Here is a 23,919-nt window from a genome sequence, read left to right as displayed (position 1 = left end):
GTAAGCTAATGTTTACCGGAATTATTGAAGAGATTGGAGCCATTTCCAAGGTGAGCCAAACAGGTGAAGCGATTGTAATGGAAATAAGGGCAGAAAAAATTCTGCAGGATGTCCATCTGGGAGATAGCATTTCCATTAACGGCGTTTGTCTTACCGTTACTTCGTTTACAAAAGGCAGTTTTACTGTAGATATCATGCCTGAGACGGTAAGAGCGACTAATCTGAAGAACTTACAGCGGGGTTCCAAAGTCAATTTAGAGCGAGCTATGGGTGCCGGCGGCCGGTTCGGCGGACATTTTGTTTCTGGTCATGTAGATGGCGTTGGCAGCATTTCAAGTAAAAAACAGCTTCAGAATGCTGTATATTACGAGATTGAAGCTTCTCCAGAACTGCTTAACTATATTATTTTAAAGGGATCAGTTGCAGTAGATGGGACGAGTCTTACTGTATTTGACGTAACGGACAAGACTTTTACTTTATCCTTAATACCGCATACTTTGACTGAGACGGTGCTGGGCGATAAAGGAAAAGGTGACTTGGTTAATATTGAATGCGACATGCTAAGTAAATATGTTGAGCATTTTTTAACTGGAAGAGGTAATAGCCGTGAAGCTAAGAGCCAATCAGGACTTTCAGCCGCTTTTCTAAAAGATAACGGATATATGTAAAAGGAGGGATAACATGTTTGATCCTATTGAAGAAGCGATCTATGAATTAATTCAGGGAAAAGTTGTTATTGTTTGTGATGATGAAGACCGTGAAAATGAGGGGGATTTTATATCTCTCGCGGAAAAGACCACTCCAGAAGTCGTGAATTTTATGGTAACCCATGGCAGAGGACTCGTCTGTGTTCCGATTGAGGAAGAGCTAGCCAGGAATCTCGAGTTAAACCAAATGACATCAGTTAATACTGATACAAATGGAACAGCTTTTACGGTAAGTATTGACCATTATACATCAACAACTGGAATTTCCGCCCAGGAGCGGGCAGAGACAATTCAACAGATGATAAATCCAGATTCTAAAGCGTCTGATTTTAAACGGCCAGGACATATATTTCCGCTTGTTGCGAAAAAAGGCGGTGTGCTCAGAAGAGCCGGCCATACAGAAGCCGCGGTAGATTTGGCCAGGTTATCCGGAGCTAAGCCAGCAGGGGTTATTTGTGAAATTATGAATGAAGACGGATCTATGGCCAGAGTACCGCAATTGCGTGAACTTGCAGACAAGTTTGGCTTAAAAATGATTACTATTAAAGATTTAATTCAATATCGCAATAAAAAAGACAAGCTTGTCCAGAGGGAAGTTGAAATTAAACTTCCAACTGAATTCGGGGATTTTAAAGCAATTGGATTTACCAATGTGGTTGATGACAAAGAGCATGTTGCACTCGTTAAAGGAGAGATAAATCCTGATGAACCAGTATTAGTCAGGGTGCACTCTGAATGTTTAACAGGTGATGTATTCGGTTCTTACCGTTGTGACTGCGGACCGCAGCTAGATGCTGCCTTAAAGCAAATTGAACAGGCAGAAAGCGGAGTCCTTCTTTATATGAGACAGGAAGGCCGCGGAATTGGGCTGCTCAATAAGATGAGAGCTTATAAGCTGCAGGAGGAGGGCTTTGATACAGTTGAGGCCAATGCCCAGCTTGGGTTTGGAGCTGACTTGAGAGATTACGGAATCGGTGCGCAAATTCTTCGCGATTTAGGGATTAAACAAATTAAGCTATTAACAAATAATCCTCGAAAAATCACTGGCCTCAAGGGCTATGATCTGGAAGTAGTTGAGCGAGTCCCGATTGAAATGGAATCAAGATCAGAAAATGAAGGTTATCTAAAGACAAAGCATACAAAACTAGGGCACCTGCTTCACTTTTAGCAGGAAATTCAGGAGGTATATAAAATGGGAAACATTTATGAAGGACATTTAGTAGGGACGGGACTTAAAGTAGGAATCGTTGTAGGGCGTTTTAATGAATTTATTACAGGCAAGCTGCTGGGAGGCGCGCAAGATGCCCTTAAGCGACATGGTGTAAATGAGGAAGATGTTGATGTTGCTTGGGTACCTGGAGCGTTTGAAATACCTTTAATTGCCCAAAAGATGGCAAACAGCAAAAAATATGATGCGGTTATTACACTTGGAACTGTTATACGCGGATCTACTCCTCACTTTGATTTTGTGTGTAATGAAGCAGCTAAAGGTGTTTCTGCTGCTTCATTAAAAAGTGGCGTTCCGGTTATTTTTGGAGTGCTGACAACAGATACAATCGAGCAGGCGATTGAAAGGGCCGGAACAAAGGCAGGAAATAAGGGCTGGGAAGCAGCTGCTGGTGCGATCGAAATGGCAAATCTTAGCCGAAGCTTCGAATAAGATAGCGGTTTTAGTGAAAATTAAATGGGAAAAGGACTGGATGAATTTACTTCATTCAGTCCTTTTTTATTTCTTGAAATTAGTTTTAAAGGACTGTATTTAAAATGTTCACAATTTTTTCCGTGACTATTGACAGTGATAATCATTATCATTTTAGTTAAGAACTATTATCAGTCATGAGGTGATCATAGCAAGGACAGTATGTATCCCAGGTGTATAAAGATTCTCATCAAAAACTATGGATATTTGCAACACCAATAAAACATAAAGGCGGAATAAATATGAAAAACAAGTTAATTTTATTTTTACTAATGGCTGCATTAACCATTTTTGCAGCAGGCTGTGGTAATGCTAGTGAAACCACATCAGATGTAAAGGCTGATACAAAAGAGTCTGAAGTTCTTACAATTACACATCAGTTAGGTGAAACGAAGGTAGAGAAAAACCCTGAAAAGGTTGTTGTTTTTGACTTCGGTGCACTTGATACTTTAGACAAACTTGGAGTAGAGGTAACAGGTGTTCCACAAGCAAATATTCCTTCCTATCTTTCTAAGTATGAGGATTCCAAGTATGAAAACGTTGGTGGATTAAAGGAGCCTGACTTTGAAAAAATCCATGAAATCGGACCGGATTTAATTATTATTTCAGGCAGACAGCAAGATGCTTATGCTGAATTTAGCGAAATAGCCCCAACCCTATTCATAACGATTGATCCTTCAGCCTACATGGAATCTTTCAGTAAAAATACAACTACCCTGGCGGAGATTTTTAATAAGGAAGCTGAGGCAGAAAAAGAACTTGTAAACGTAAAAGAATCAATTGATGCTCTTAACCAAATAGCAGCTGATTCTGGAAAAAATGCTTTAATTGTTTTAGCAAATGAAGGAAGCCTAAGTGCCTATGGCCCTGGATCAAGATTTGGCATTATTCACGATGAAATGGGTGTGACACCAGTCGATAATACAATTGAGGTTTCTCCTCATGGCCAAAGCATTTCTCCTGAATACATTATGGAAAAAGACCCAGACTATTTATTTGTTATTGATAGAGGGATGGTTGTTGAGGGAGGAGATACCTCTGCAAAGGGTACGGTAGAAAATGAACTTGTTAAAAAGACAAAAGCATTTAAAAATGATAATATCATTTACTTGGATTCAAATTATTGGTATCTGTCTGGTGGGGGACTAATCTCGGTTCCTGGAATGGTAAAGGAGGTTGAAGAAGCATTTAAGTAAAAACAAGGCTAACAGAATGCTTTTCAGGATTTATTAGACTGTAGACAAACTCGATGGAATTCGAGCCTGTCTACAGTCTTTTTAGATGGCTTTGTTAAACTTGGCTATGGATTTTTTTCATTCCAGGCACTCGCTTTCCACAGGGCGAGCTGGAAGCCTTTTATCTTCACCTTCTGGAAACTCGGCAACCTTCAGTTTCCCAGAGCAGTTCTCAGTCGGTGTCCTCCAGTCCTGTCGTGCGCTTAACGGGCCCTTGCGCTTTGTTCATGATCAATTATTATCCAGCGGAGGAGTGTTATGCAGCTGTGAAGGTGCTGGCATAAGATTTGGCTTTGCCCCTTCTGGTTCGGGCCTTGAGACATATTGATATTTCCCTTGCCCATCGAGGCTTGGTCCTTGAGCCCAGCGCCCCGTGCTGCTTTCTTCACCTTCCGAGAAGTTATAGAGAGTATAGGCAATATCGGTTCTTTCCTTATCACGCTGGAATGTACTTGGTGTTAACTTTCCTTCAACTTCTTCTAATTCGGCTATAGCTGCCATCCATTGGTTTTGATGGTAAGAGTCACGCGCGATTAAGACAGACAAGAGATCTCTTACCCCTTGGTCATCGCTCATTTCATAAAGTCGGGAAGCTTGCAGCCGGCCTTGAGATTCAGCATTTAAGTTAGAGCGGAAGTCTGCCAGCAAATTCCCGCTTGCTGTGATATAGCTGCCCATCCAAGGGTTACCGACACTGTCTGTTGGTCGGGCTCCAATTCCTGATACGATCGCATGCTGAGGGTTCATTCCTCCCATAACCGCACCAATTACTGGGTCCTGTGCTGCTTCTTCTTGGGCCAGAACAGGGGCATTATCAAGCAATCTTGCCACCATGGTAGCAAGCATTTCAACATGGCCTATTTCTTCGGTTCCAATATCCAATATCAAATCACGGTATTTCTCATTTCCCCTAGTACTCCAGCCTTGAAACATATACTGCATAGCTACAGTCATTTCGCCATACTGTCCTCCGATTAATTCTTGCAATCTTTTTGCGAAAATTGGATCGGGTCTTTCAGGCTTTGCTTCAAATTGTAATTCTTTTACATGATGGAACATAGTAAAACCTCCTATACCGTTTTGAATAAGGATTATTCCAACCCTCTCAACCTGTCTAATACCCTCAAAAAAAGTTAAATGAAACGCTAAGAAAAAATTAGACTTAGAGGTATATAATGGAATTATTTCGTATAAAAAAGCCGCCTTTTAGTAAAGGCGACTCCAATTAGTTTAATGATTATTATGGAAGCGCAGAAGATCTCCATAAATAATTTTGTCCGAGTAATCCAGCTCGAGTTTGGCCCTCTGTCTATAAGGGTCACATTCTGATTTAGTTAGGATCTCTCCTGTAGCCTTATCATAACAGGAACCTTTTGTGTAAACCTGATCCTTAGTTATGAAGCTCGAATCTCTTAATATGGTAAATTCCTCGCGATCCTGGGCGAATAGATCACTTCCAAACTCAATATCCTTCTTAGAATCAATTCCTGCCAAGTTAAGCAAAGTCGGACGAAGGTCAATTTGGCCTGACACGGTTGAGATCGTTTTCCCCTCATGGCCTGGTATATGAATAATCATAGGAACGCGCTGCAATTGTACTGATTCAAAGGGAGTGATTTCCTTCCCGAGGAATTGTTCCATTGAAGGATTATGATTTTCTGATATGCCATAATGATCTCCATACAAGACTATTATTGAATCTTCGTAGATACCTTCCCTTTTCAGGTTCTCTATAAATACCTTCAGAGCTTCATCAGTATAACGGACAGTAGGGAAATATCTGTTCAAAGTTCCGCTTGGAGAATTATATTCATCTATGAATTTATCTTCCGAATCTAAATGGAAAGGAAAGTGATTTGTTAAAGTGATGAATTTTCCGTAAAATGGCTTGGGAATATCATTTAAATGGTCTACTGACTGCTCAAAGAAGTCAATGTCCTTCATTCCCCATCCTACAGAATTTACGTCATCAATTTCATAATCAGCCATAGAAAAGAATCGGTCATATCCAAACTGGCTGTACATAACATCACGGTTCCAAAAGCTTTTATTATTAGCATGAAAGTTTGCTGTGTAGTATCCTTCTTTGTTAAGTTTTTCAGTCAGAGTACTATATTCATTGTTTGAGTGAGTGAAAAAAACAGCTCCTCTTCCTAGCGGGTAAAGAGATGTATCCAGCAAAAACTCGGAATCGGATGTCTTGCCCTGGCCGGTCTGATGATAAAATTGGTCAAAATAGTAACTTTCTTCAATGAAATCATTTAAAAATGGTGTAATTTCTTTTCCGTTAATTTCTTTGCCGATAACAAAGCTCTGTATAGATTCCATTGAAACTATTATAATGTTTTTGCCTTTCGCCTCTCCAAAAAGTTCTTTATTAGAACCAGAGGATTTGGATTCTGTGTATTCTTCAATATCAGTTAGCTCATTTCCGTTTGCCATGGCCCGCTGAGCTTTAGTTTTTGTTTGAAGAAAAACATCGTAAATATGAAAATTGTATGTTCCTAGATTCTTAACGAGGATTTCTCTGTCAAAGGTTCTTGTCAGCAGCTCAGGGCGCTGAGTTTCAGATAATCCAAGATTTAAAAGAAAAAATGCAATGGCACTAAAATAAAATGCCTTAATAGAGGGGGTTTGCATTTTTTGAAAGGCTATTCTAACTGGTTTTCGGTATGCGATGATAAGTAAAATCATAACATCAGCAAAGTAGAAAATATCATAGGGGCTGATCAATTCCCAAATACTGCTCTCTAAGTCTGCTAAATTATTGGTTTGCATTAGTAATGGAAGTGTAATGAAGTCGAAGAATTCTCGATAGTAAACAGCGTTCGCATACAGAATAATGGAGATAACGAGGCTGGCTGTTAATACATACCATTTTTGTCGTATTCCTTCTAATAATAGCCCCAAACCAAATACTAGCATCAGAAAGCTTATAGGGTTTATGAATAAGATAAGTTCCTGGATCAGGTTTTCAATTTGTAAGTTCATGTTGAGCTTATAAACAATATATGTCTTGATCCATAGCAGGGCAATTGCAATAAAAACGAAATTTACAATTGCCGGGTCCTTCTTCTGCATCCTACATCTCCCTCCTGTTAAAGTCAGGATCTTTATTTTAACAATTATTCAATAATTTGGCACTGAAAATGTCTTAATTCACTAAAAAGCAGATGAGTTTATATACCCGAATTAGATCATATTTAAAACTCATTAGTTGTTGGGAATTATGTCGAAAAATGACAAATAAATTACAAAAAGAATTAAAAGACCAGTATAATGGGAGTTGTGCGGAACTCCTGTAGGTCAGGTGAACTAAGCAAAGCCTAAGCCATTCTCAGCTTCATCAAATACAGATAAACAAGTAAACGTATCTGCCGTTAAATCGGCTCCGATGTCAAAGAAGACTAAAAGAACACTTGCAGCAGCAGGTGTAGCTGCAGTTATTTATTCAGCGGTTATAAACCAGGAGAAGCCTTAACTTCCGGTGACCGTTTAATTTGAAAAGTTTGAGTCCATATTAATCGAACAGGACGGGAAAGCAGTTGCAAAACTGTTAAGCTCTAATGATAAGCAAATGGAAATCGATGAAAACTTTGTTAAAGGGTTTATGACGTATTTAGATAAGAACCCTGAAGAGTTAACGGAATAAATAAAGAATAAAGAACAATAGTAATAAGCCCCTTAACAAAGTGTTCTGGTCCAACTGATTGGCTGCTAGCATATGGTTTTTTTAGTACAGCTATAAAGTAGCCAAAATACATTTTAGATATTTTCTTTGTTGTTTCTATGTATTGATTCGTTTGTGTTGTGTAGTGTGAGAGTTGAAGTTAGTTTTCCACAGTGGCTGCACTTTCTGTAGCTGCAGCCTCAGCAAGCTTTGCCCCGCATTTTTCGTAAAAATCCCCCCTTCGTTCGTGTGTTGACAGTTATGCCATACCATGATGAAACACTCCTTTATCAATTTAATGGATATTTTTGTAAAATAATACCTGTTATGTTAAAGTATTAGTAAGCACTTCTATGTTCACCACTCATTCGATATATTAATAGTGTAGCTTTTTAATGAAAGGGGATAGGAGATTGGCAAATTTGATACAAAAACAGTTTGAACTGACAAGAGGTTATTTGTTGAAAACCGTAGAGAGGATTTCAGCAAATACAGCAGGAATCCAGCCTGAAGGGTTTAATAATACGATTCACTGGCAAATTGGCCATGTTCTTACTGTGACAGAGCAGTTTATGTTTGGGTTCCCGCAACAGTCGGTAAATCTTCCGGAAAACTACATAAGTTTGTTCGGAAATGGTACAAAGCCAGCTGATTGGGGGGAAGAAGTTCCTTCTATAGAGGAGTTATTGCTTTTATTGAAGTCCCAGGCAGTCCGATTAAGGGAGATTCCTGCCGATCGCTTTAGTGAAAAGCTACCTAAGCCAATCATGGGCTTTGAAACCTACGGTGAACTAGCTGGCATGTCTCTCTTTCATGAAGCACACCACCTTGGACAGATTCACACGATGAACAGAATGATTAAGCAGGCAACTGTCAACAGTTAGTTTGCTATTTGAAAAATGACCACTATGTGGTCATTTTTTTTTGAGGGGAAAATACTATTCGGCAGGTGCTGCATCAACTGCTATTTGATAGGCAACAAGAATAGCCTCTTTTTCGTCCTCGTTGGTTATACCGACAAGAAATTGCTCCTCGCCATCTTCTTCAACCCTCATTAAAATGGTGTCTTCCTCTGAACGGAGCAAAGCATAAGACGCTCCCTCCATGTCAAAAAGTGCTTCGACCCCGTATTGCAATTCATTCCCGCTTTCATCTTCGATTGTAACCATGTCTCTAACTGGATCTTGATCCATTATTTCACCTCCAAAGTCAATCTTACTTTTCCCATCCGCTGTTTTTTTATGATTCAGTTCCCATTAGAATAATTTCAACATGCTGTGCGACCATAATATGTTAAACGTTTGTCAATACTCATTTAGAATCACCAGTTATAGACTGTCTGTTTTAGGGTACAGGAAAACATGTATTTTTGAACGGGGGGTATTCATTTGTTCATTTTAATTCTAATTTTGATTTTAATTTCTGGGTTTTTGTCCGGAAGTGAGACGGCACTAACAGCCGTTAATAAGATGAAATTGAGGTCAAGAGCGAATAATCAGGATAAAAAAGCGAAAAAGCTTTTAAAGCTCGTATCAGAGCCAGATCGTATGATTACAAGCATACTCATTGGTAATAATATATCGAATGTTTTGCTTCCAACTCTAGTAACAATGGTAGCACTTGAATATGGCTTTAGCGTTGGACTAGCAACTGGGATGTTAACCATAGTTCTAATTATTTTTGCGGAGGTAACTCCTAAATCGATTGCTGCGACCTTTGCAGATCGGATTTCCTATCTGGTCGCACCTGTTATTGGTGTGCTTGTATGGATTCTGAGCCCGTTAACTTGGCTGCTGTCAAAATTTACTGATATTCTTATTAAAGTTATTTCAAAAGGGAATGAAGAAAAAACATCTTTTTCACGTGAAGAACTAAAAACAATCATTGAAATTGCGTCAGTAGAGGGCACTTTTGAAAAGGAAGAAGCAAAGCGAATTAGAGGTGTAATTGACTTTTACAATCGAAATGTCCTGGATGCAATGAAATCACCGCGGCTTGATATGACTGGCATTCCTCTTAATGCCACGTACGAAGAAGTTCGTGATGTTATTGTAAAAAACAATTATGACCGCCTTCCAGTCTATAAAGATACTATGGATACGGTTAAAGGGATCTTCCCGGCCAGAAGGCTGCCGGAATGGTCGGTAGAGCCTGAGCGGCCACTGAAAGACTTCATCGACCAGCCGGTATTTGTAGTGGAGTCTGCTTCAGTAGAAAAGGTTTTTAAAATGATGCTAAAGGAAAAGGTGCAAATGGCGGTTGTTGTTGATATGTATGGCGGTACAAGCGGACTGATTACAACCGAAGATATCATTGAGGTTATGATTGGACAGGAAATTGATAGCGGTAAAGATGAAGTGCTTATTGATGAAGTCACAGATAATTTCATTATTTGCCACGGGAATCTTCCGCTCCGACGCTTGAATCAGATTTTTAACACAAATATTCCAGAAGATCAGGACATTGTTTCAGGGTTTGTATTTAAAGAGCTTGGCCACATCCCCGAGGTGGGTGAGACTTTCGACTATAATGATCTTCAGGTCGAAATTACAAATATAGAAGATAATCGCGTAAAACAGGTGAAAATCAAAAAAAAGAAATAAGAGTGAATCCCCAAAAGGGCGGCTGATTTTTCCTGTAAAAAGGATCAGCCGCCCATTTTGTTGAATTACAATAATATTGATTGGAAAAGGGAGGGCTATTTAATGACTTATCATTTCAACAAAATTGACCATGTTCAACTTGCAGCACCAAAAGGCGGGGAGGAGCAAGCCAGGCATTTTTTTAGAGAAATATTGGGGTTTATTGAAGTTGAAAAGCCTGAAGAGTTAAAGAAGCAGGGAGGAGCCTGGTTTCAAGCTGGCTCGTGCCAAATACATATTGGAATTGAGGAACCGTTTTTACCTGCACAAAAGGCTCATCCTGCCCTTGAAATTTATGGGATCGCCCAGTTGAAAACACACTTGACAAGCCATAATATTGAATATATCGAAGATGGCCGCCTTCCTGGGGCTAACCGGATATATGTTAATGATCCGTTTGGCAATCGGATTGAAATAATGGAGTGGGTAAACTTTTAGAATCCTTGACTCTATGGACAGAGTTCTATAACGCAAAACACATGAAAGCGGCATATTGTGCTGCTTTTTTGCATATTTAACACTAATTGATCTAGGTTCCTTACGGATGGGCAAGACTGTGAGCAGAAAGGGGACTAACTATGCTGTGTGTGTGCGAAGAACTGACAATTGAAATGCTGTCTAAAACTTATAAAGTTGCCATCATAGAGACTAAGCCTCAAATTCTTAAGCTGTATGGGGTTCCGTCTCGTTTATGGTTATCCTTGTATAGTATTGATACTAGAATATTGACGTTTATTTCTCAATCGACTGTGCCCAGCTATGATTATTACATCCACATCTATGATTATTCTCATTTTAACTCAGAGAAGGATATTAAATTGGCTATTATCCTTCATGAACTGGCTCATATAAAGTATCCTGATTCTGCGGAAAATGATCTTGCAGACACCGAAATCAGCTGTGATATGTTTGTTGCAGACAAGGGCTATCAGGTAGGACTTGCTAAGGTGCTATGGATGATTGACCATCTGGCAGAGAGCCTATCAAACGAGCAGCTAAAGGATATTACGATAAAAAGGATCACCTCGTTAAATTCTATTCTAGATCATGCGGGATGATCTCAGCAGCTAAGACATTGATAGACTTTTTATTGCTTGTGCTAAACTAAACGAGAGTTTTGCCTCATTCCCAACAACACCTGATAAAATAATCAGAATAAAGACATATGATGCGAGGAAACTTCCACCCTGAGTTACACTACGCTTCCTTGGGCACTAGCTGCTCGCTATCCCGCCATGAGGCCTCCTGGCTGAAGTGGAAATCAATGCTGCTATATGCACAAGTATACTGGAGATTGAAACAGGTGCCGTGGTTTCCATAGGAAACGATGGTTTTTTTCGGTTTTGTTTTTATAATGCAAATTCGTTTTCCTCGGCAACCGAACCCCTAGGAAGAATACCTCAACCTTTCAGTCAAATTAAAATAACTCATGGATTCTTCTCGCAAGAAGGAAATTATTAAATTGAAATTTTATTTTTTTAAAAGTTGAAGGAATTTTTAGAAAATAATTGCTTCTCTTGTTATAATCATGTTATTATTTTTTTAACCAATAAGTGAAACAGCGTTGCGTAATAACAAACGATATAGGAGGATTGGCTATGACAAATTATGTAAAAGAAGGTAATCTTCAGGTTGACAAGCAGCTCTATGAATTTATTAACACCGAAGCACTGCCTGGAACTGGAGTTGTCCGTTCCAAATTTTGGGCTGGTTTAGAAGAGCTCGTTAATGATCTAACACCGAAAAATAAGGAACTTCTCAGTCGGCGTGAAGAACTTCAGACTAAGATTAATGCATGGCATAAGGAAAACAAAGACTACGATTTTAATAGTTATAAAGCTTTTCTATCAGAAATCGGTTACCTTGAGCCCGAAGAAGAAGATTTTCAAATTAATACAAAAAATGTTGATAGTGAAATTGCCTTGCAGGCTGGCCCACAGCTTGTTGTCCCGGTGAATAATGGACGTTACGCGATAAACGCAGCAAACTCTCGCTGGGGAAGTTTATATGATGCACTATATGGTACAGATGCAATTAGTGAGGAAGCGGGAGCGGAGCGGGGCTTAAGCTATAACCCAAAGCGCGGGGAAAAAGTTATATCATTTGCTAAGACATTTCTTGACCAGGCAGCTCCGCTATCCAATGGATCTCATAAAGAAGCGGTGAAGTATAGTTTAATAGACGGAAAGCTGTCTGTTACACTGAGCACCGGAGAGACAACTGGACTCAAAGAAGAAAACAAACTTGCGGGTTATCAGGGGACAGTAAAAGAGCCATCAGCTATTTTGCTAAAAAATAATGATCTTCATTTTGAAATTCAGATTGACAGGAACCATCCAATTGGGAAAACCGATCAAGCTGGTGTAAAAGACGTGCTTATGGAGGCTGCCATTACTGCAATTATGGACTGTGAAGACTCGGTTGCTGCGGTTGATGCTGAGGATAAGGTGCTGGTTTACCGTAACTGGCTAGGCTTAATGAAAGGGGACTTATCAGCCAGCTTCTTGAAAAATGGACGTTCATTAACTCGTTCGCTTAACCCGGACAGAAGCTATACGACACCAGAAGGAAAAGAGTTAAGTCTTCGCGGGCGTTCGCTTATGTTTGTCCGTAACGTGGGACATCTGATGTCAAATAATGCGATTTTAGATAAAAACGGGGCCGAAATTCAGGAGGGAATTCTGGATGGGGTCGTTACCAGCCTGGTCGCAATGCACACTCTCTTAGGAAGTGGTCCATATCAAAACACTTCTAAAGGATCAATTTATATTGTTAAACCCAAAATGCACGGTTCAGAAGAAGTGGCATTTGCAAATGAATTGTTTAACCGTATCGAAGATTTACTCGGATTAGACCGCTATACGCTAAAAATTGGTGTCATGGACGAAGAACGCCGTACATCTCTAAACTTAAAAGCTAGCATCCGCAAGGTTAAGGATAGGGTAGTTTTTATTAATACTGGTTTCCTTGATCGGACGGGGGATGAAATGCATACATCAATGGAAGCTGGCCCGATGATTCGCAAAAACGATATGAAATCATCAGCTTGGCTTCAAGCCTATGAAAAGTCAAATGTTCAAACTGGCCTGCAAACAGGCTTCCAGGGACAAGCGCAGATAGGCAAGGGTATGTGGGCGATGCCGGATCTGATGAAGGCAATGCTTGAACAAAAGTCAGGCCATTTAAAGGCTGGAGCAAATACTGCCTGGGTTCCATCTCCAACAGCAGCAGCCTTGCATGCACTTCATTATCATCAAATTAATGTTAAAGATATTCAAAATGAATTAGCCCAAGAGTCCCAAGATTTACTCGATGACATGCTAACGATACCTGTCGCAGATAACCCACAATGGAGCAGTGAAGAAATTCAGCAGGAACTCGATAATAATGCTCAAGGCATTCTCGGCTATGTTGTCCGTTGGGTAGAACAGGGTATTGGCTGTTCGAAGGTTCCAGACATCAATAACATTGGCCTTATGGAAGACCGGGCTACGCTTAGAATTTCCAGCCAGCATATGGCTAATTGGCTTCACCACGGCATTGTGACAAAGGAGCAAGTTGAAGAAACGCTGCAGAGAATGGCAAAAGTGGTTGATGAGCAGAATGGTGGGGACCCTGCATATCGTCCGATGGCTCCGAACTTTGAAGATTCAGTTGCCTTCCAGGCTGCAAAAGAACTCGTATTAAAAGGGTATGATCAGCCTAGCGGCTACACAGAACCTATTTTGCACCGCCGCCGGCTTGAGGCCAAGGAAAAATTCTCCGTTAAACAATAATATACAAAAGGGCATTTGATGTTGAATGCCCTTCTAAAAAAACTTTACTTACTACTATGTGATTCTATTGAAAATGAGAGCGCACCCAAGACCGAAGAACAGCAGTTTCAATGGTACCTCATAAGTAAAAAAAATGAGGAGCTGAGGCAAATGCAGGACCTTCGGGAAAAAGCACTGGAACTTCACAGGCAATCTAAAGGGAAATTAAGTGTAAATGTTAAGGTTTCAGTGGAAAACGCGAATGACTTAAGTTTAGTTTATTCGCCGGGTGTTGCTGAGCCTTGTAAAGAAATTCATCAAAACCCAAGCACTAGTTACGATTATACGATGAGAGGCAACCTAGTCGCTGTTATATCGGATGGGTCTGCCGTATTGGGGTTAGGGAATATTGGAGGTTTAGCCTCCATGCCAGTTATGGAAGGGAAAGCAGCATTGTTTAAAGCTTTCGCCGGCATAGATGCGTTTCCACTCTGTTTAAATACGAATGATCCAGAACAAATTATCCAAATAGTAAAGTCCCTTGAACCAACATTTGGAGGGGTGAATTTAGAAGATATTTCAGCGCCAAATTGTTTCCTAATTGAAGAAAGATTGAAAAAGGAAATGAATATCCCTGTTTTTCATGATGATCAGCATGGAACTGCCATTGTCACTGCTGCTGGGTTAATTAATTCTTTAAAACTTGTGGACAAACAGGTTGAGGATATTAAGGTGGTTGTTAATGGTGCTGGAGCTGCCGGAGTGGCAATTACTAAACTGCTGCTCACGATGGGCGTCGCAGACATAATTATGTGCGATACTAAGGGAGCCATTTACAAGGGCCGGCCAGATGGAATGAATTCCATGAAAGAGTTAGTGGCAGATATCAGTAATATAAATCTAGTGCAAGGTTCCTTGGAAGAAGTAATGAAAGAAGCAGATGTTTTTATCGGAGTTTCGGCCGCAAATGCGGTATCTCCTGAAATGGTCCAATCTATGAGTAAGGATGCTATTATATTTGCTATGGCCAATCCTATACCTGAGATTATGCCCCAGGCAGCCATTGCTGCTGGAGCTGCCGTTGTTGGGACAGGAAGGTCGGATTTACCGAATCAAGTGAATAATGTCCTGGCCTTTCCAGGAATCTTTAGAGGTGCCTTAGATGTATTGGCATCGGAAATTAACGAAGAAATGAAGCTCGCTGCGGTATATGCAATTGCTGGTTTAATTGAACCAGAGGAGCTATCGGCGGATTATGTAATTCCGCGCCCGTTCGATACGAGAGTAGCCGAAGCAGTAGCAAATGCTGTAGCCGATGCAGCCATTCAAACAGGTGTTTCTAACAAAGCGGATCAGCGGCAAAAAGAAAAAGCACTATAAATAGTCAGTTGTATTTCCTGTATTCGTTATTTTAAAACTACTTCCCTCATTAGTAATAATATTTTTTAATCGGTGACAATGGGAGGATAAAATAGTTCTGTGATATAATAAACTTTATATTTTGTACTGGGGGTGCAAAAGTGGAAAGAGAGAATATGGTTAAGTCAGTCAGCAGGGCTCTGGATATTGTTACCCTGGTGAGCCTTAAAAAAGGCGGCCTTGGTGTTACGGAAATAGCCAAGCAGATCGATATAAATAAAAGCTCTGTTTACCGGATCTTATCTACGCTTGCCCAGTACGGTTATATAGAACAGGATATGGATACAGGCCGTTATAAATTAGGCTATAAATTTCTGGAAATCAGCTCTAAACTCTTGGATTCCATCGATATTCGAGCAGAGGCTCGGCCATATTTATTGGAATTAGAGCAAGTAACGAACGAAGTCATTCATCTTGTTGTCTACGATCAAGGTGAGGTTGTATATATAGAGAAATTAGAGGGCAATGAAACATTGAGAATGCACTCGAAAGTTGGCAAAAGAGCTCCGATGCATTGTACTTCTGTTGGGAAAGCGATTCTAGCCAATCTGCCTTCAAACATTGTAATGGAAATTCTTGACCGCAAAGGATTACCAGTGCATACAGATAAAACAATAATTAATAAAGATGCTTTTTTAAAGGAACTTGAGATGGTTAGGCGAAAAGGATATGCATTGGACCTTGAGGAAAATGAATACGGCATTACTTGTATTGCTGTCCCAATCTTTGATCATCTAGGGAAAGCCGTCTCAGCAGTCAGTATCTCAGGCCCTTCGATTCGAATGACCGAAGAGCGGATTGAGCAGCTGAAAGCCAAAATGCTAAGTATCGGGAGTCGTATTTCAGCTCGCCTTGGTTACGTGAACCAAACAAGTTAATGAACAAAAGTGCAAGCGCCCGCTAATTGACGAATGGACTGAAGTCAAAGCCGAAGTGATTCGCTGTTGATTAATCGTCGGGAGGCGGGCGAACTACACGATTCGCTGGGCCCCAGATCTGGAGTTTTCCATACATGGGGGTTTTTACAATTTTCTATACCGACAAAAAGGCCAACAACATCTTATTATTTTGATGTTCTGGCCTTTTTAATTGTTACTTACTTGTCGTCAAAATCAATAGGTCGATTTCATGAAGAAAAAGTTATTCGTTCCGTGTTGGAAATATCCTTCTTACCATCTCGTTAAATTCCTCACCGATCCCGGCTAGTGGGCGTCCTTCATTTGCGGTGTCCCGATATCCCCTCATTCTATCAACAAATTCTGGGTTTGCTGAAACGAATACATTTTGAATGTTATCATCTGCATCTTTAACAGCTTTGGAAACTTTTTTTTCGATATCTTTTGATACATCATCTTGGCCGTTGTCTAAAGTTACTGCAACGTAAGCATTCCGATTGGTTACCATTACATATGCCCGCTGAATATTATCCAAATTGGTCACCTTGTCGGCAGCTTTATCAGCAACCTCCATGCGGCCATTGTTGTTATTGTTATTGCCGTTATTTTGGTTATCCTGGTTGTTTATTCTGTAATTATTGGCGCCACTTTCATTGCGATCATTTTGGTTGGTAAGGGTTTGATTATTGCCATCTTCCATTCCCTGTTGATTATTAGCGGCACAGCCGATAAAAAGTGGAACGGCCAATAATAAGGCGATTGAAAGCTTAAAGATTTTCATAAGAACTCCTCCTTTTTATGTTTGTACAGTTATAAATTGTGCAATTTTATAGATTACCTACATGGTAAAGTCATCCAAAAGAGAGCTGTTTTGAAAAGCTTAAAATCCTTGACGGCTTAATTCCTGTATTTTATAGTTACCTAGGTAACTATTTGGAGGCTGATTATATTTGACTAATAACCATGAATTATTTCATTCCATTCAGCAACTATCTCGGCATTTATCGAAATATATTAATGAGGTTTTGCAGCCCTATGGTTTATACAGTGCCCAATGGTCTGTTTTGTATACGCTGAAAACAGTCGGAAGCCTTACGCAGGCGGAGTTATGTGACTATTTATCTGTTAAGGCCCCCTCAATGTCAAGAATGACCCAAAGGCTGATTAAACAGGGCTACGTAGCTTATCATCTTGGAGAGGATAAAAGAAAAAAACATTTATCTTTAACAGACAAAGCGTTACAGGAATATCCGCTATGGGAGCAATCTGTGTTAACGGAAAATCAGCAATTAGCAGCAACCCTTCCCCAACCTTCAAGAGAACAGCTGCACCTGCTGATAGCAGGATGGAATAAACAGCTAAAAAGACGGAGGAACGAACATGAATAATCCTCCTTTATGGACAAGAAATTATATAAGCGTCTGTATTAGTAACTTCTCTCTGTTTCTAACTTTTTATTTTCTTTTAGTTACATTACCAGTTTACGCAATGAAGCATTTAGATTTCGAAGCTGCTCAAGTAGGCTTGATCGTTACTGTCTTCTTGATCGCTGCTATTTTAATACGTCCTTTTGCCGGCATCTGGATTGAACGGTTTGGAAATAAACTGGTATTGCTATTTTCACTGGGGATCTTTTCAGCGGCGACTGCTGGGTATTTTTTTACCGACACAATTATGATTATGCTGATCCTGAGGTTTTTCCATGGATTGGGGTTCGGAATCGCTACTACTGCAGTGGGGACGATTGTAGCAAACGTTATTCCAGCCTCGAGAAGGGGAGAAGGGATGGGTTATTATGCAATGGGAATGAACCTGGCAATGGTGATAGGACCTTTTGTCGGATTAACGGCTTTACAGCAGTGGAGCCCGTCAATTATGTTTAGTATTGCCCTTGCCTGCTCCTTAAGTTCATTTGTAATCGCACTTTTTATTAAATTTCCTAAAGCAGACAGTAAGCCCAGGCAAAAACAGGCCTTTAGATTCGGAAATTTATTTGAGCCTTCCGCTCTTAAAATTGCCATTGTTGGGGGATACTTTGCGCTTGTCTATTCTTCAATCATATCGTTCATTTCTGTATATGCAGAGGCTATCGGTTTAGTAGAAGCTGCTAGTTACTTTTTTATGGTTTTTGCTATTGTTCTATTGCTTTCAAGGCCTTTTACAGGAAGATGGTTTGACAAGTACGGGGCTAATGTTATTATTAATCCTTCCATTATTCTCTTTGCTATTGGCATGCTCGTGCTAAGCCAAGCAGAAAATGCAGTTGTTTTTTTGCTTGCAGCAGCGTTTATTGGGCTAGGTTGGGGAACCCTTTTCCCAAGCTTTCAGACAATTGCTATTAGTGATGCACCTCCTCAGCGCAGAGGCTTAGCTACTGCCACTTTTTTATCGGTATTTGATTTTGGAATCGGTTTAGGTTCATTCCTTGTAGGACTTGCAGCAGAAGCAGCAGGTTTCAGGTCGCTTTACTTTTATAGTTCGATTCTAGTAATTGCCGGTCTGCCGCTTTATTACTTCCTTTATCAAAGAAACCCTAGTAAGAGGTGGGCGCACGAAGGTCTGCAATGATTGGATTTTTTAAATTTGCGGTTTGTATATATTTAGAGCAAGGTGAAGAGTAAATCCATTGGGGTTTGCTCTTTATTTTTTTATTTGGATATCTGTTAGAGCAGTAAAAGACTAAATTTTTATTGATTTGTTCTTTAACTATTAAAGGTTTGTTAATAATTTGGCCATATTTATCGCCTATGATAAGAGTAGATAAAAGCAGGGCCGCTTTACAAAGCCTGTATCTCTTTGAAGGAGGAAAAAGATATGACCGATTTTAATGAAAACGATCAAATTCGAGCTGAAGTCTATAAAAAAGATAGAAAACCTAGCAGGCTAAGGGGAGGAATTTCCACAGTCACCGCAGGAATAGTCGGATCCTTGCTGACCTTGGCGATAGTTCCGCAAACTGATTTTTTTAAGGATGTATATCCCATTACATCACCTGAGGCTGTTGAAATAGCTCAAAACACAGCGACTGCCGGCAATAGCACTATCCCAATCCAAACGTCTGCAAAAGCTTCTTCTGGCTCAATCGCTGATATGGTTGAGAATTCTTCTAAAGCAATTGTAGGAGTTGTAAATATTAAGCAGAGAAACAACAATTTTTCGAATCAGGGACAAAATGTGGAAAGTGGTTCAGGATCTGGTGTTATTTTTAAAAAGGCGGGCGACAGTGCTTATATCGTAACAAATAACCATGTTATTGAAGGCGCGTCCGACATTGAGATTTCCTTATATAACGGAGAAAAAACGTCAGCACAAGTGGTTGGAGCTGATGCGTTAACCGATCTTGCTGTCTTGAAAATGGATGCTGACAAGGCAAGTTCTATAATTGAATTTGGCGATTCGTCGTCCTTGAGGCCAGGAGAGCAAGTTTGGGCGATTGGAAATCCATTAGGCCTTGAATTGTCGAGAACAGTCACTCAAGGGATTGTAAGTGCCGTAGACCGTTCGATTGCTGTTACGACTTCAGCTGGAGAGTGGGATTTAAATGTTATTCAAACAGATGCAGCTATTAACCCAGGAAATAGTGGTGGGGCCCTCATTAATGCAAACGGAGAAGTTATTGGCATTAACAGCCTTAAAATAGCAAATGGAGCAGAAGGCTTGGGCTTCGCGATTCCGAGCAATGATCTGCTGCCAATAGTGAATGAAATGATTGAAACTGGACAGGTTTCACGCCCATATATTGGGATCAGCATGGCAGATTTAGCTGAAATACCGCCAGTTCACTTGCAGGGTGTTCCAGCAGATGTTAAGGGCGGTACTATGATTACCTACATTGATCCTGACTCACCTGCAGCAAAGGCGGGCCTTAAAGTAAAAGATCTCATCGTTTCACTAAATAACACCGATATAGGGAACTCCTCCGATTTGAGGAAATATTTATATACGAAGGTGAAAGACGGAGAAAACTTAAAGGTAGAGGTTTATAGAGATGGAGAGCTGGTAACCTTAACGCTGACATTGAAAAGCAAATCTGCCTAATAGATAAGATTTTAAAAAGGAAGCTTGCACAGCTTCCTTTTTGACTAAGGGAGAATCTGCTTGTATTATTTAATCGCTTCGTAAAGGCTTGTTAAAATTTGGACGTCTATAGAAGATAAGATGAATTTAAGCCGAGAATAATTAAGTTTACGGGAGGAACATAATGCTGAAAAATATAAACAAAAAGATTTTAATTAGTTTAGCTGGAATTGTAATTATCCTATCAGCTTCAATGGCCAGTATGGCATTTTCAAAAGAAGACGCTGTGGCTAGTGTTGAGGGGGAGAAAATAAATAAGGACGAGCTATACAATTTGCTTGTTGAGCAATATGGAGCTGCTGCCCTTGATGTACTTATTACAGAAAAGATTATTGGTCTAGAAGCAAAGAAGGAAAAAGTATCGGTCTCTGACAAAGAGATAGAAGAAGAACTTCAAACAATAAAGGAATCATATGGCGGGGAAGAGGCCTTTTCAGCTGCGCTGGAACAGAACGGTGCCTCTATTGAAAATATTGAATCGGATATAGAAAGCTATTTGACTACCGAAAAGCTTCTAAAGCCGCGAATCACCATTACTGATGAGGAATTAAAAGCTTATTTTGATGAAAATAAAGAAGTATATGATCAAACAGAGCAGGTTAAAGCAAGTCATATATTAGTTGAGGATGTGGAAACTGCACAGGAGGCTGCGGAAAAGCTTGCAGCTGGCGGTGACTTTGGTGAACTAGCAAAAGAGTACTCTGTTGACACAGCCACTGCAGAAAAAGGAGGAGACCTTGGCTATTTTGGCAGCGGTAATATGGTTGCCGAGTTTGAAAAGGCTGCATTCTCGTTAAAAATTGATGAGATTAGTAAACCTGTCAAAACGGAATACGGTTATCACATTATAAAGGTAACAGACAAAAAAGCGGCGAAAGAAGCTGTCTTTGAAGATCACAAAGCAGAAATCGAAGACACTTTGTTTCAAGAAAAAATGCAAACCGAGTATTCTGTATGGTTGGAAGAGACACTAGCTGACTATAAAATTGAAAACACATTAAAATAATTGGTTAGTAGACCGTTACAATCAAGTAGAATTTCCAAGGCCTGTGTAGAATTTTATTCTATACAGGCTTTTTACAACCGAACTTATAATTGATGAAAAAGGTGATTATCAAAGTAATACTTAGCAGCATTTCGGAAAAGCAAGACTACCCTAAAGTAACTACATTGGGACTTGCCTGAGCCAATTCCAGTTCGAGCTGTCCGAATAAGCCTTGCATATGGATAACCAACATTATCTTCCGCTTTCCCTGCCCTAAAAATGCCAGCATTGCAGAAAGTGGCGTACGGACGGTCACCGCTTGTCGAAGCTAAGCAAGCCGGATATACAGTGCGTAAGGCTGTGCAAATACTGCATTAAGCAGATGGAGTTAAGCTTCTCGTTGCGCTTAATTGCAGTGAGCTGTGCATCCTTCCAGAAGCAATTCAAGTTTACCATCCTGAATACCAATCAGGGTCAGGCTTGTTCCATCAATAACTGGCGGCTCCCAGATCCTTTCGATCGAAGCATTTCGGGCAAGCAGATAGAGAGTCTTAATCACAACTCCATGTGTCACAATAAGGACATTTCCTGAAGAGGTGGTAGCCTTCAGATCGTCTAAAAAAGAGGCAGTCCGATTTTTAACGTCTAAAAAGCTTTCGCCTTGCTTGTTCTGGTAACGTTCAGGCTTGGTCCAATAGGAATAGAACTGGGAAGGAAACGACTTTTCTATTTCAGCTTGGGTTTTCCCCTGCCAGTCTCCTAAATGAATCTCAAGAAGTCTCTCATCGGTTTCGATATTGTTTTTTTTCATACCGCCTATCAGTCTTGCTGTTTCTAATGTGCGTTTGCTTGGGGAGGAAATAATCCGTTCGAATGGTGTGTTCTTTAACCTCTCTCCCAATAAGCGAGCATCGTTCTTTCCTTTAAGCGTCAGATCGGAATCGAGGCGTCCTTGCATTCTGTTTTCAGCATTCCATTCTGTTTCTCCATGCCTGATAAAATAGAGTTTAAGCACAGTTCTCAATCCAATCTTTCTTTGACTTCATGAAGATGCCGGCCTGAGATATATTTTAAATCTTTAGCATGTTCAGGCGGATAAATAACAATAAAACAAGTGGATGGTCCAGCTGATTTTTCAAGATTAAGGCTAGTTTCCAGTTGAGTTATCTCAAATGTCCGGTTGGAAAATAGCCTATTTAGTTCCTGAAGGATCCCTTTTGATCCGACCGGCAAGGTAACAACCTGATCTAAAGAACAAATCTGTTTAAACATCGATAAAGAAGCTATATCAATCTCTTGATCCACTACCTCGTTCCCAACAAGAGGTGTCCCAATTACGGCAATGTTTGTGTCGGGTGTATAGATCCGCTTATTTAAAGCAGCAGCTTTAGAATCCAGCTTGCCCAAAACGGTTATGCCAACTGCCGATTGAGTTAGATTAAAATTACTCTCAGTGCTCCCGGTTATGTTTATCTGTTCCATTTTTAACTCTGTCAGTCCTCGCTTAATGCCTGCTAGAAGTGCATCCCAGGCATTATCACCGCAAAAATTATTTAGAGTTACTGCAAACGGATCTGCGCCTGCTGCCATACACTCCATCACGGCAACGCGGAAAGAATAGTAGGCAACCGTTTCATAAGGAACTTTAACCGCATCGCTATCCTTCAGCCCAATTGCACCACTGTTATCACTTGCTAAAACAATCGATTCTCTCTCATTAAAAGGAATGTTCAAAATGTCCCTCATTGGCTGGGTCTCTCCTTGAAAGAAATTGATTCCATTACTTTCACCAGCCTTGGGATTACAACGAAAGCGATCAGCATATTTAGGAAAGACCCGATGAAAAGGGACGGGATAAGGGACAGGTAAAATGCTTTACTCATAAAAAAAATGAACGGTAGTGGAGCAATTAATGTGTTCCCAAAGACAAATAAAACACCAGCCAGCCACTTTTTCCCGTTTCTGTAAAACAGCCCGAAAAGGTAGGCCAAGAAAAACATCTCGACAGCAATAAGACCATGAAGCGGCCCTAGCGGCATTCCGCCTAGTAAAGCGGAAAGCAGATGTCCAGCACTGCCGACAATTCCCCCTGCAATTCCTCCTATCAGCACTGAAGCAAGCAGTGCCGGGAAAGAATCCAGGGCAACACTTCCGATAATGGCTGGCACCTTAATTGCTCCCCCGATTGAAGTTAAGGCAACCAGCATGGCAATCCAAGCCATTCTCTTACTTTTCATTTATTTATTTATCCTCCTTGCGTTTCCCGCTGCGGAAGACTTTGGCACTGCGGACATATTCAACATCTTGTTGATTTAAACGGAAATTGATTACTCTAGCGAGAGCAAAGAAGTAATCTGATAATCTATTTAAGAATTGAAGAGATGTTTCCGAAATGTTAGGATCTGCTTTCATTAAGGATACTACTAGCCTTTCAGCTCTCCTTGTGACCGTCCTGGCAATATGAATGGACGCAGCTGCAGGTGTTCCCCCGGGTAAGATAAACCGCTCGAGCTCAGGGGCCTCTGTGATAAACTCATCAATTCTCTTTTCCATGTAATCGACCGAGTCCTTTGTTAACTTTAATTCCCGTGATTTAGAAATATTCGCTAGATCTCCGCCGCAATCAAATAATTCATGCTGGATTTTTTCCAGATCTTCTATAATATCCTGAAACAAGTCACCCTGTTCAAGCTGCGTCATTGCCTGACCCACAAAACAATTTACTTCGTCCACCGTGCCATATGCTTCAACCCTGATATCATCCTTATCGACTCTGCCGCCAATAATGCTTGTTTGCCCTTTATCTCCAGTACGAGTATAAATTCTCATGACTT

Annotated in this window: 23 protein-coding genes and 1 pseudogene; 16 read left to right on the top strand and 8 right to left on the bottom strand. The window is 40.4% G+C overall.

Annotation, left to right across the window (positions count from 1 at the left end; all coding sequences use genetic code 11):
* Positions 1-8 precede the first annotated feature (8 nt).
* The 4 genes from ribE to HRJ06_RS19395 all read left to right on the top strand — a co-directional run bounded on the left by ribE (position 9) and on the right by HRJ06_RS19395 (position 3,602).
* The gene (ribE, locus tag HRJ06_RS19410) at positions 9-668 is read left to right on the top strand and encodes a riboflavin synthase (protein ID WP_174734631.1); all 660 of its coding nucleotides are present in this window, start codon (positions 9-11) and stop codon (positions 666-668) included.
* Positions 669-681: 13 nt separating this feature from the next.
* Positions 682-1,875: a bifunctional 3,4-dihydroxy-2-butanone-4-phosphate synthase/GTP cyclohydrolase II gene (locus tag HRJ06_RS19405; protein WP_174734630.1), complete on the top strand. Its 1,194-nt coding sequence runs from the start codon at positions 682-684 to the stop codon at positions 1,873-1,875.
* A 24-nt stretch (positions 1,876-1,899) separates the two neighbouring features.
* Complete coding sequence (gene ribH, locus HRJ06_RS19400) at positions 1,900-2,367, top strand: 6,7-dimethyl-8-ribityllumazine synthase (RefSeq protein ID WP_174734629.1); 468 nt, start codon at positions 1,900-1,902, stop codon at positions 2,365-2,367.
* A gap of 281 nt (positions 2,368-2,648) precedes the next feature.
* Positions 2,649-3,602: a siderophore ABC transporter substrate-binding protein gene (locus tag HRJ06_RS19395; protein ID WP_174734628.1), complete on the top strand. Its 954-nt coding sequence runs from the start codon at positions 2,649-2,651 to the stop codon at positions 3,600-3,602.
* 270 nt (positions 3,603-3,872) lie between these two features.
* Here the strand turns inward: HRJ06_RS19395 and HRJ06_RS19390 are convergent, their stop codons facing one another.
* A complete protein-coding gene (locus tag HRJ06_RS19390) occupies positions 3,873-4,700 on the bottom strand; it encodes a manganese catalase (RefSeq protein WP_174734627.1) in 828 nt (275 codons plus the stop codon).
* Positions 4,701-4,871: 171 nt separating this feature from the next.
* A complete protein-coding gene (locus HRJ06_RS19385) occupies positions 4,872-6,722 on the bottom strand; it encodes an LTA synthase family protein (RefSeq protein ID WP_174734626.1) in 1,851 nt (616 codons plus the stop codon).
* Between the two features lie 433 nt (positions 6,723-7,155).
* Here HRJ06_RS19385 and HRJ06_RS23710 point away from each other — a divergent pair.
* Positions 7,156-7,293: pseudogene (locus HRJ06_RS23710) on the top strand (TcaA second domain-containing protein); the annotation flags it as partial.
* Positions 7,294-7,724: 431 nt separating this feature from the next.
* Positions 7,725-8,195 carry a DinB family protein gene (locus tag HRJ06_RS19380; RefSeq protein WP_174734625.1) on the top strand — a complete coding sequence of 157 codons (471 nt, stop codon included), beginning with the start codon at positions 7,725-7,727 and terminating at the stop codon, positions 8,193-8,195.
* Positions 8,196-8,249: 54 nt separating this feature from the next.
* Here HRJ06_RS19380 and HRJ06_RS19375 read toward each other — a convergent pair whose 3' ends face one another.
* Positions 8,250-8,504 (bottom strand): DUF1292 domain-containing protein, encoded by a 255-nt coding sequence (locus HRJ06_RS19375; RefSeq protein ID WP_174734624.1) that lies wholly within the window; start codon positions 8,502-8,504, stop codon positions 8,250-8,252.
* Positions 8,505-8,699: 195 nt separating this feature from the next.
* Between HRJ06_RS19375 and HRJ06_RS19370 the strand changes: the two genes are divergently transcribed.
* The 6 genes from HRJ06_RS19370 (at position 8,700) to HRJ06_RS19345 (ending at position 16,005) form a co-directional block, all read left to right on the top strand.
* On the top strand, positions 8,700-9,914 hold the full coding sequence (locus tag HRJ06_RS19370; protein ID WP_174734623.1) for a hemolysin family protein: 1,215 nt from the start codon (positions 8,700-8,702) through the stop codon (positions 9,912-9,914).
* Between the two features lie 102 nt (positions 9,915-10,016).
* Entirely contained in the window at positions 10,017-10,391 is a 375-nt protein-coding gene (locus HRJ06_RS19365; protein WP_174734622.1) for a VOC family protein, read from the top strand.
* Positions 10,392-10,531: 140 nt separating this feature from the next.
* Positions 10,532-11,011 carry a hypothetical protein gene (locus HRJ06_RS19360; protein ID WP_174734621.1) on the top strand — a complete coding sequence of 160 codons (480 nt, stop codon included), beginning with the start codon at positions 10,532-10,534 and terminating at the stop codon, positions 11,009-11,011.
* Between the two features lie 540 nt (positions 11,012-11,551).
* Entirely contained in the window at positions 11,552-13,729 is a 2,178-nt protein-coding gene (locus tag HRJ06_RS19355; protein WP_174734620.1) for a malate synthase G, read from the top strand.
* 150 nt (positions 13,730-13,879) lie between these two features.
* Positions 13,880-15,088 (top strand): NADP-dependent malic enzyme, encoded by a 1,209-nt coding sequence (gene ystJ / locus HRJ06_RS19350; protein ID WP_174734619.1) that lies wholly within the window; start codon positions 13,880-13,882, stop codon positions 15,086-15,088.
* Positions 15,089-15,228: 140 nt separating this feature from the next.
* Positions 15,229-16,005, top strand: a complete 777-nt coding sequence (locus HRJ06_RS19345) for an IclR family transcriptional regulator domain-containing protein (RefSeq protein ID WP_174734618.1) — start codon at positions 15,229-15,231, stop codon at positions 16,003-16,005.
* 262 nt (positions 16,006-16,267) lie between these two features.
* On the opposite strand, the gene HRJ06_RS19340 is transcribed toward HRJ06_RS19345, so the two are convergent.
* On the bottom strand, positions 16,268-16,804 hold the full coding sequence (locus tag HRJ06_RS19340; RefSeq protein ID WP_174734617.1) for a YhcN/YlaJ family sporulation lipoprotein: 537 nt from the start codon (positions 16,802-16,804) through the stop codon (positions 16,268-16,270).
* 169 nt (positions 16,805-16,973) lie between these two features.
* On the opposite strand from HRJ06_RS19340, the gene HRJ06_RS19335 reads away from it, so the two are divergent.
* From HRJ06_RS19335 to HRJ06_RS19320, 4 genes are all read left to right on the top strand, one after another.
* Positions 16,974-17,411 carry a MarR family winged helix-turn-helix transcriptional regulator gene (locus tag HRJ06_RS19335; protein ID WP_174734616.1) on the top strand — a complete coding sequence of 146 codons (438 nt, stop codon included), beginning with the start codon at positions 16,974-16,976 and terminating at the stop codon, positions 17,409-17,411.
* Entirely contained in the window at positions 17,404-18,591 is a 1,188-nt protein-coding gene (locus HRJ06_RS19330; RefSeq protein WP_174734615.1) for an MFS transporter, read from the top strand. The genes HRJ06_RS19335 and HRJ06_RS19330 overlap by 8 nt, the downstream gene beginning before the upstream one ends.
* 246 nt (positions 18,592-18,837) lie before the next feature.
* The gene (locus HRJ06_RS19325) at positions 18,838-20,061 is read left to right on the top strand and encodes a S1C family serine protease (RefSeq protein ID WP_174734614.1); all 1,224 of its coding nucleotides are present in this window, start codon (positions 18,838-18,840) and stop codon (positions 20,059-20,061) included.
* A 163-nt stretch (positions 20,062-20,224) separates the two neighbouring features.
* Positions 20,225-21,106: a peptidylprolyl isomerase gene (locus tag HRJ06_RS19320; protein WP_174734613.1), complete on the top strand. Its 882-nt coding sequence runs from the start codon at positions 20,225-20,227 to the stop codon at positions 21,104-21,106.
* Between the two features lie 385 nt (positions 21,107-21,491).
* On the opposite strand, the gene HRJ06_RS19315 is transcribed toward HRJ06_RS19320, so the two are convergent.
* The 4 genes from HRJ06_RS19315 to HRJ06_RS19300 are packed head-to-tail and all read right to left on the bottom strand — an operon-like array spanning position 21,492 to position 23,914.
* The gene (locus HRJ06_RS19315) at positions 21,492-22,100 is read right to left on the bottom strand and encodes a histidine phosphatase family protein (protein WP_174734612.1); all 609 of its coding nucleotides are present in this window, start codon (positions 22,098-22,100) and stop codon (positions 21,492-21,494) included.
* Between the two features lie 5 nt (positions 22,101-22,105).
* Positions 22,106-22,831, bottom strand: a complete 726-nt coding sequence (locus HRJ06_RS19310) for an AIR synthase related protein (protein WP_174734611.1) — start codon at positions 22,829-22,831, stop codon at positions 22,106-22,108.
* The gene (locus HRJ06_RS19305) at positions 22,828-23,322 is read right to left on the bottom strand and encodes an ECF transporter S component (RefSeq protein WP_174734610.1); all 495 of its coding nucleotides are present in this window, start codon (positions 23,320-23,322) and stop codon (positions 22,828-22,830) included. The genes HRJ06_RS19310 and HRJ06_RS19305 overlap by 4 nt, the downstream gene beginning before the upstream one ends.
* 4 nt (positions 23,323-23,326) lie before the next feature.
* Positions 23,327-23,914 carry a cob(I)yrinic acid a,c-diamide adenosyltransferase gene (locus HRJ06_RS19300; protein ID WP_174734609.1) on the bottom strand — a complete coding sequence of 196 codons (588 nt, stop codon included), beginning with the start codon at positions 23,912-23,914 and terminating at the stop codon, positions 23,327-23,329.
* Positions 23,915-23,919: the final 5 nt, after the last annotated feature.

It is taken from the genome of Mesobacillus harenae, from assembly GCF_013343715.1.
GTDB lineage: Bacteria > Bacillota > Bacilli > Bacillales > Cytobacillaceae > Mesobacillus_A > Mesobacillus_A harenae.
Note: the sequence above shows the minus strand (reverse complement) of the source record. Positions and strands in the feature narration are given on the sequence as shown.

Excerpts from the sequence above, each read along its gene's own strand:
- HRJ06_RS19360 (WP_174734621.1), top strand. The coding sequence starts at position 10,532 with ATGCTGTGTGTGTGCGAAGAACTGACAATTGAAATGCTGTCTAAAACT.
- HRJ06_RS19390 (WP_174734627.1), bottom strand. The coding sequence starts at position 4,700 with ATGTTCCATCATGTAAAAGAATTACAATTTGAAGCAAAGCCTGAAAGA.
- ystJ (WP_174734619.1), top strand. The coding sequence starts at position 13,880 with ATGCAGGACCTTCGGGAAAAAGCACTGGAACTTCACAGGCAATCTAAA.
- HRJ06_RS19365 (WP_174734622.1), top strand. The coding sequence starts at position 10,017 with ATGACTTATCATTTCAACAAAATTGACCATGTTCAACTTGCAGCACCA.
- HRJ06_RS19355 (WP_174734620.1), top strand. The coding sequence starts at position 11,552 with ATGACAAATTATGTAAAAGAAGGTAATCTTCAGGTTGACAAGCAGCTC.
- HRJ06_RS19300 (WP_174734609.1), bottom strand. The coding sequence starts at position 23,914 with ATGAGAATTTATACTCGTACTGGAGATAAAGGGCAAACAAGCATTATT.
- HRJ06_RS19405 (WP_174734630.1), top strand. The coding sequence starts at position 682 with ATGTTTGATCCTATTGAAGAAGCGATCTATGAATTAATTCAGGGAAAA.
- ribH (WP_174734629.1), top strand. The coding sequence starts at position 1,900 with ATGGGAAACATTTATGAAGGACATTTAGTAGGGACGGGACTTAAAGTA.
- HRJ06_RS19305 (WP_174734610.1), bottom strand. The coding sequence starts at position 23,322 with ATGAAAAGTAAGAGAATGGCTTGGATTGCCATGCTGGTTGCCTTAACT.
- HRJ06_RS19320 (WP_174734613.1), top strand. The coding sequence starts at position 20,225 with ATGCTGAAAAATATAAACAAAAAGATTTTAATTAGTTTAGCTGGAATT.
- HRJ06_RS19330 (WP_174734615.1), top strand. The coding sequence starts at position 17,404 with ATGAATAATCCTCCTTTATGGACAAGAAATTATATAAGCGTCTGTATT.
- HRJ06_RS19310 (WP_174734611.1), bottom strand. The coding sequence starts at position 22,831 with ATGAGGGACATTTTGAACATTCCTTTTAATGAGAGAGAATCGATTGTT.
- ribE (WP_174734631.1), top strand. The coding sequence starts at position 9 with ATGTTTACCGGAATTATTGAAGAGATTGGAGCCATTTCCAAGGTGAGC.
- HRJ06_RS19385 (WP_174734626.1), bottom strand. The coding sequence starts at position 6,722 with ATGCAGAAGAAGGACCCGGCAATTGTAAATTTCGTTTTTATTGCAATT.
- HRJ06_RS19395 (WP_174734628.1), top strand. The coding sequence starts at position 2,649 with ATGAAAAACAAGTTAATTTTATTTTTACTAATGGCTGCATTAACCATT.
- HRJ06_RS19325 (WP_174734614.1), top strand. The coding sequence starts at position 18,838 with ATGACCGATTTTAATGAAAACGATCAAATTCGAGCTGAAGTCTATAAA.
- HRJ06_RS19340 (WP_174734617.1), bottom strand. The coding sequence starts at position 16,804 with ATGAAAATCTTTAAGCTTTCAATCGCCTTATTATTGGCCGTTCCACTT.
- HRJ06_RS19375 (WP_174734624.1), bottom strand. The coding sequence starts at position 8,504 with ATGGATCAAGATCCAGTTAGAGACATGGTTACAATCGAAGATGAAAGC.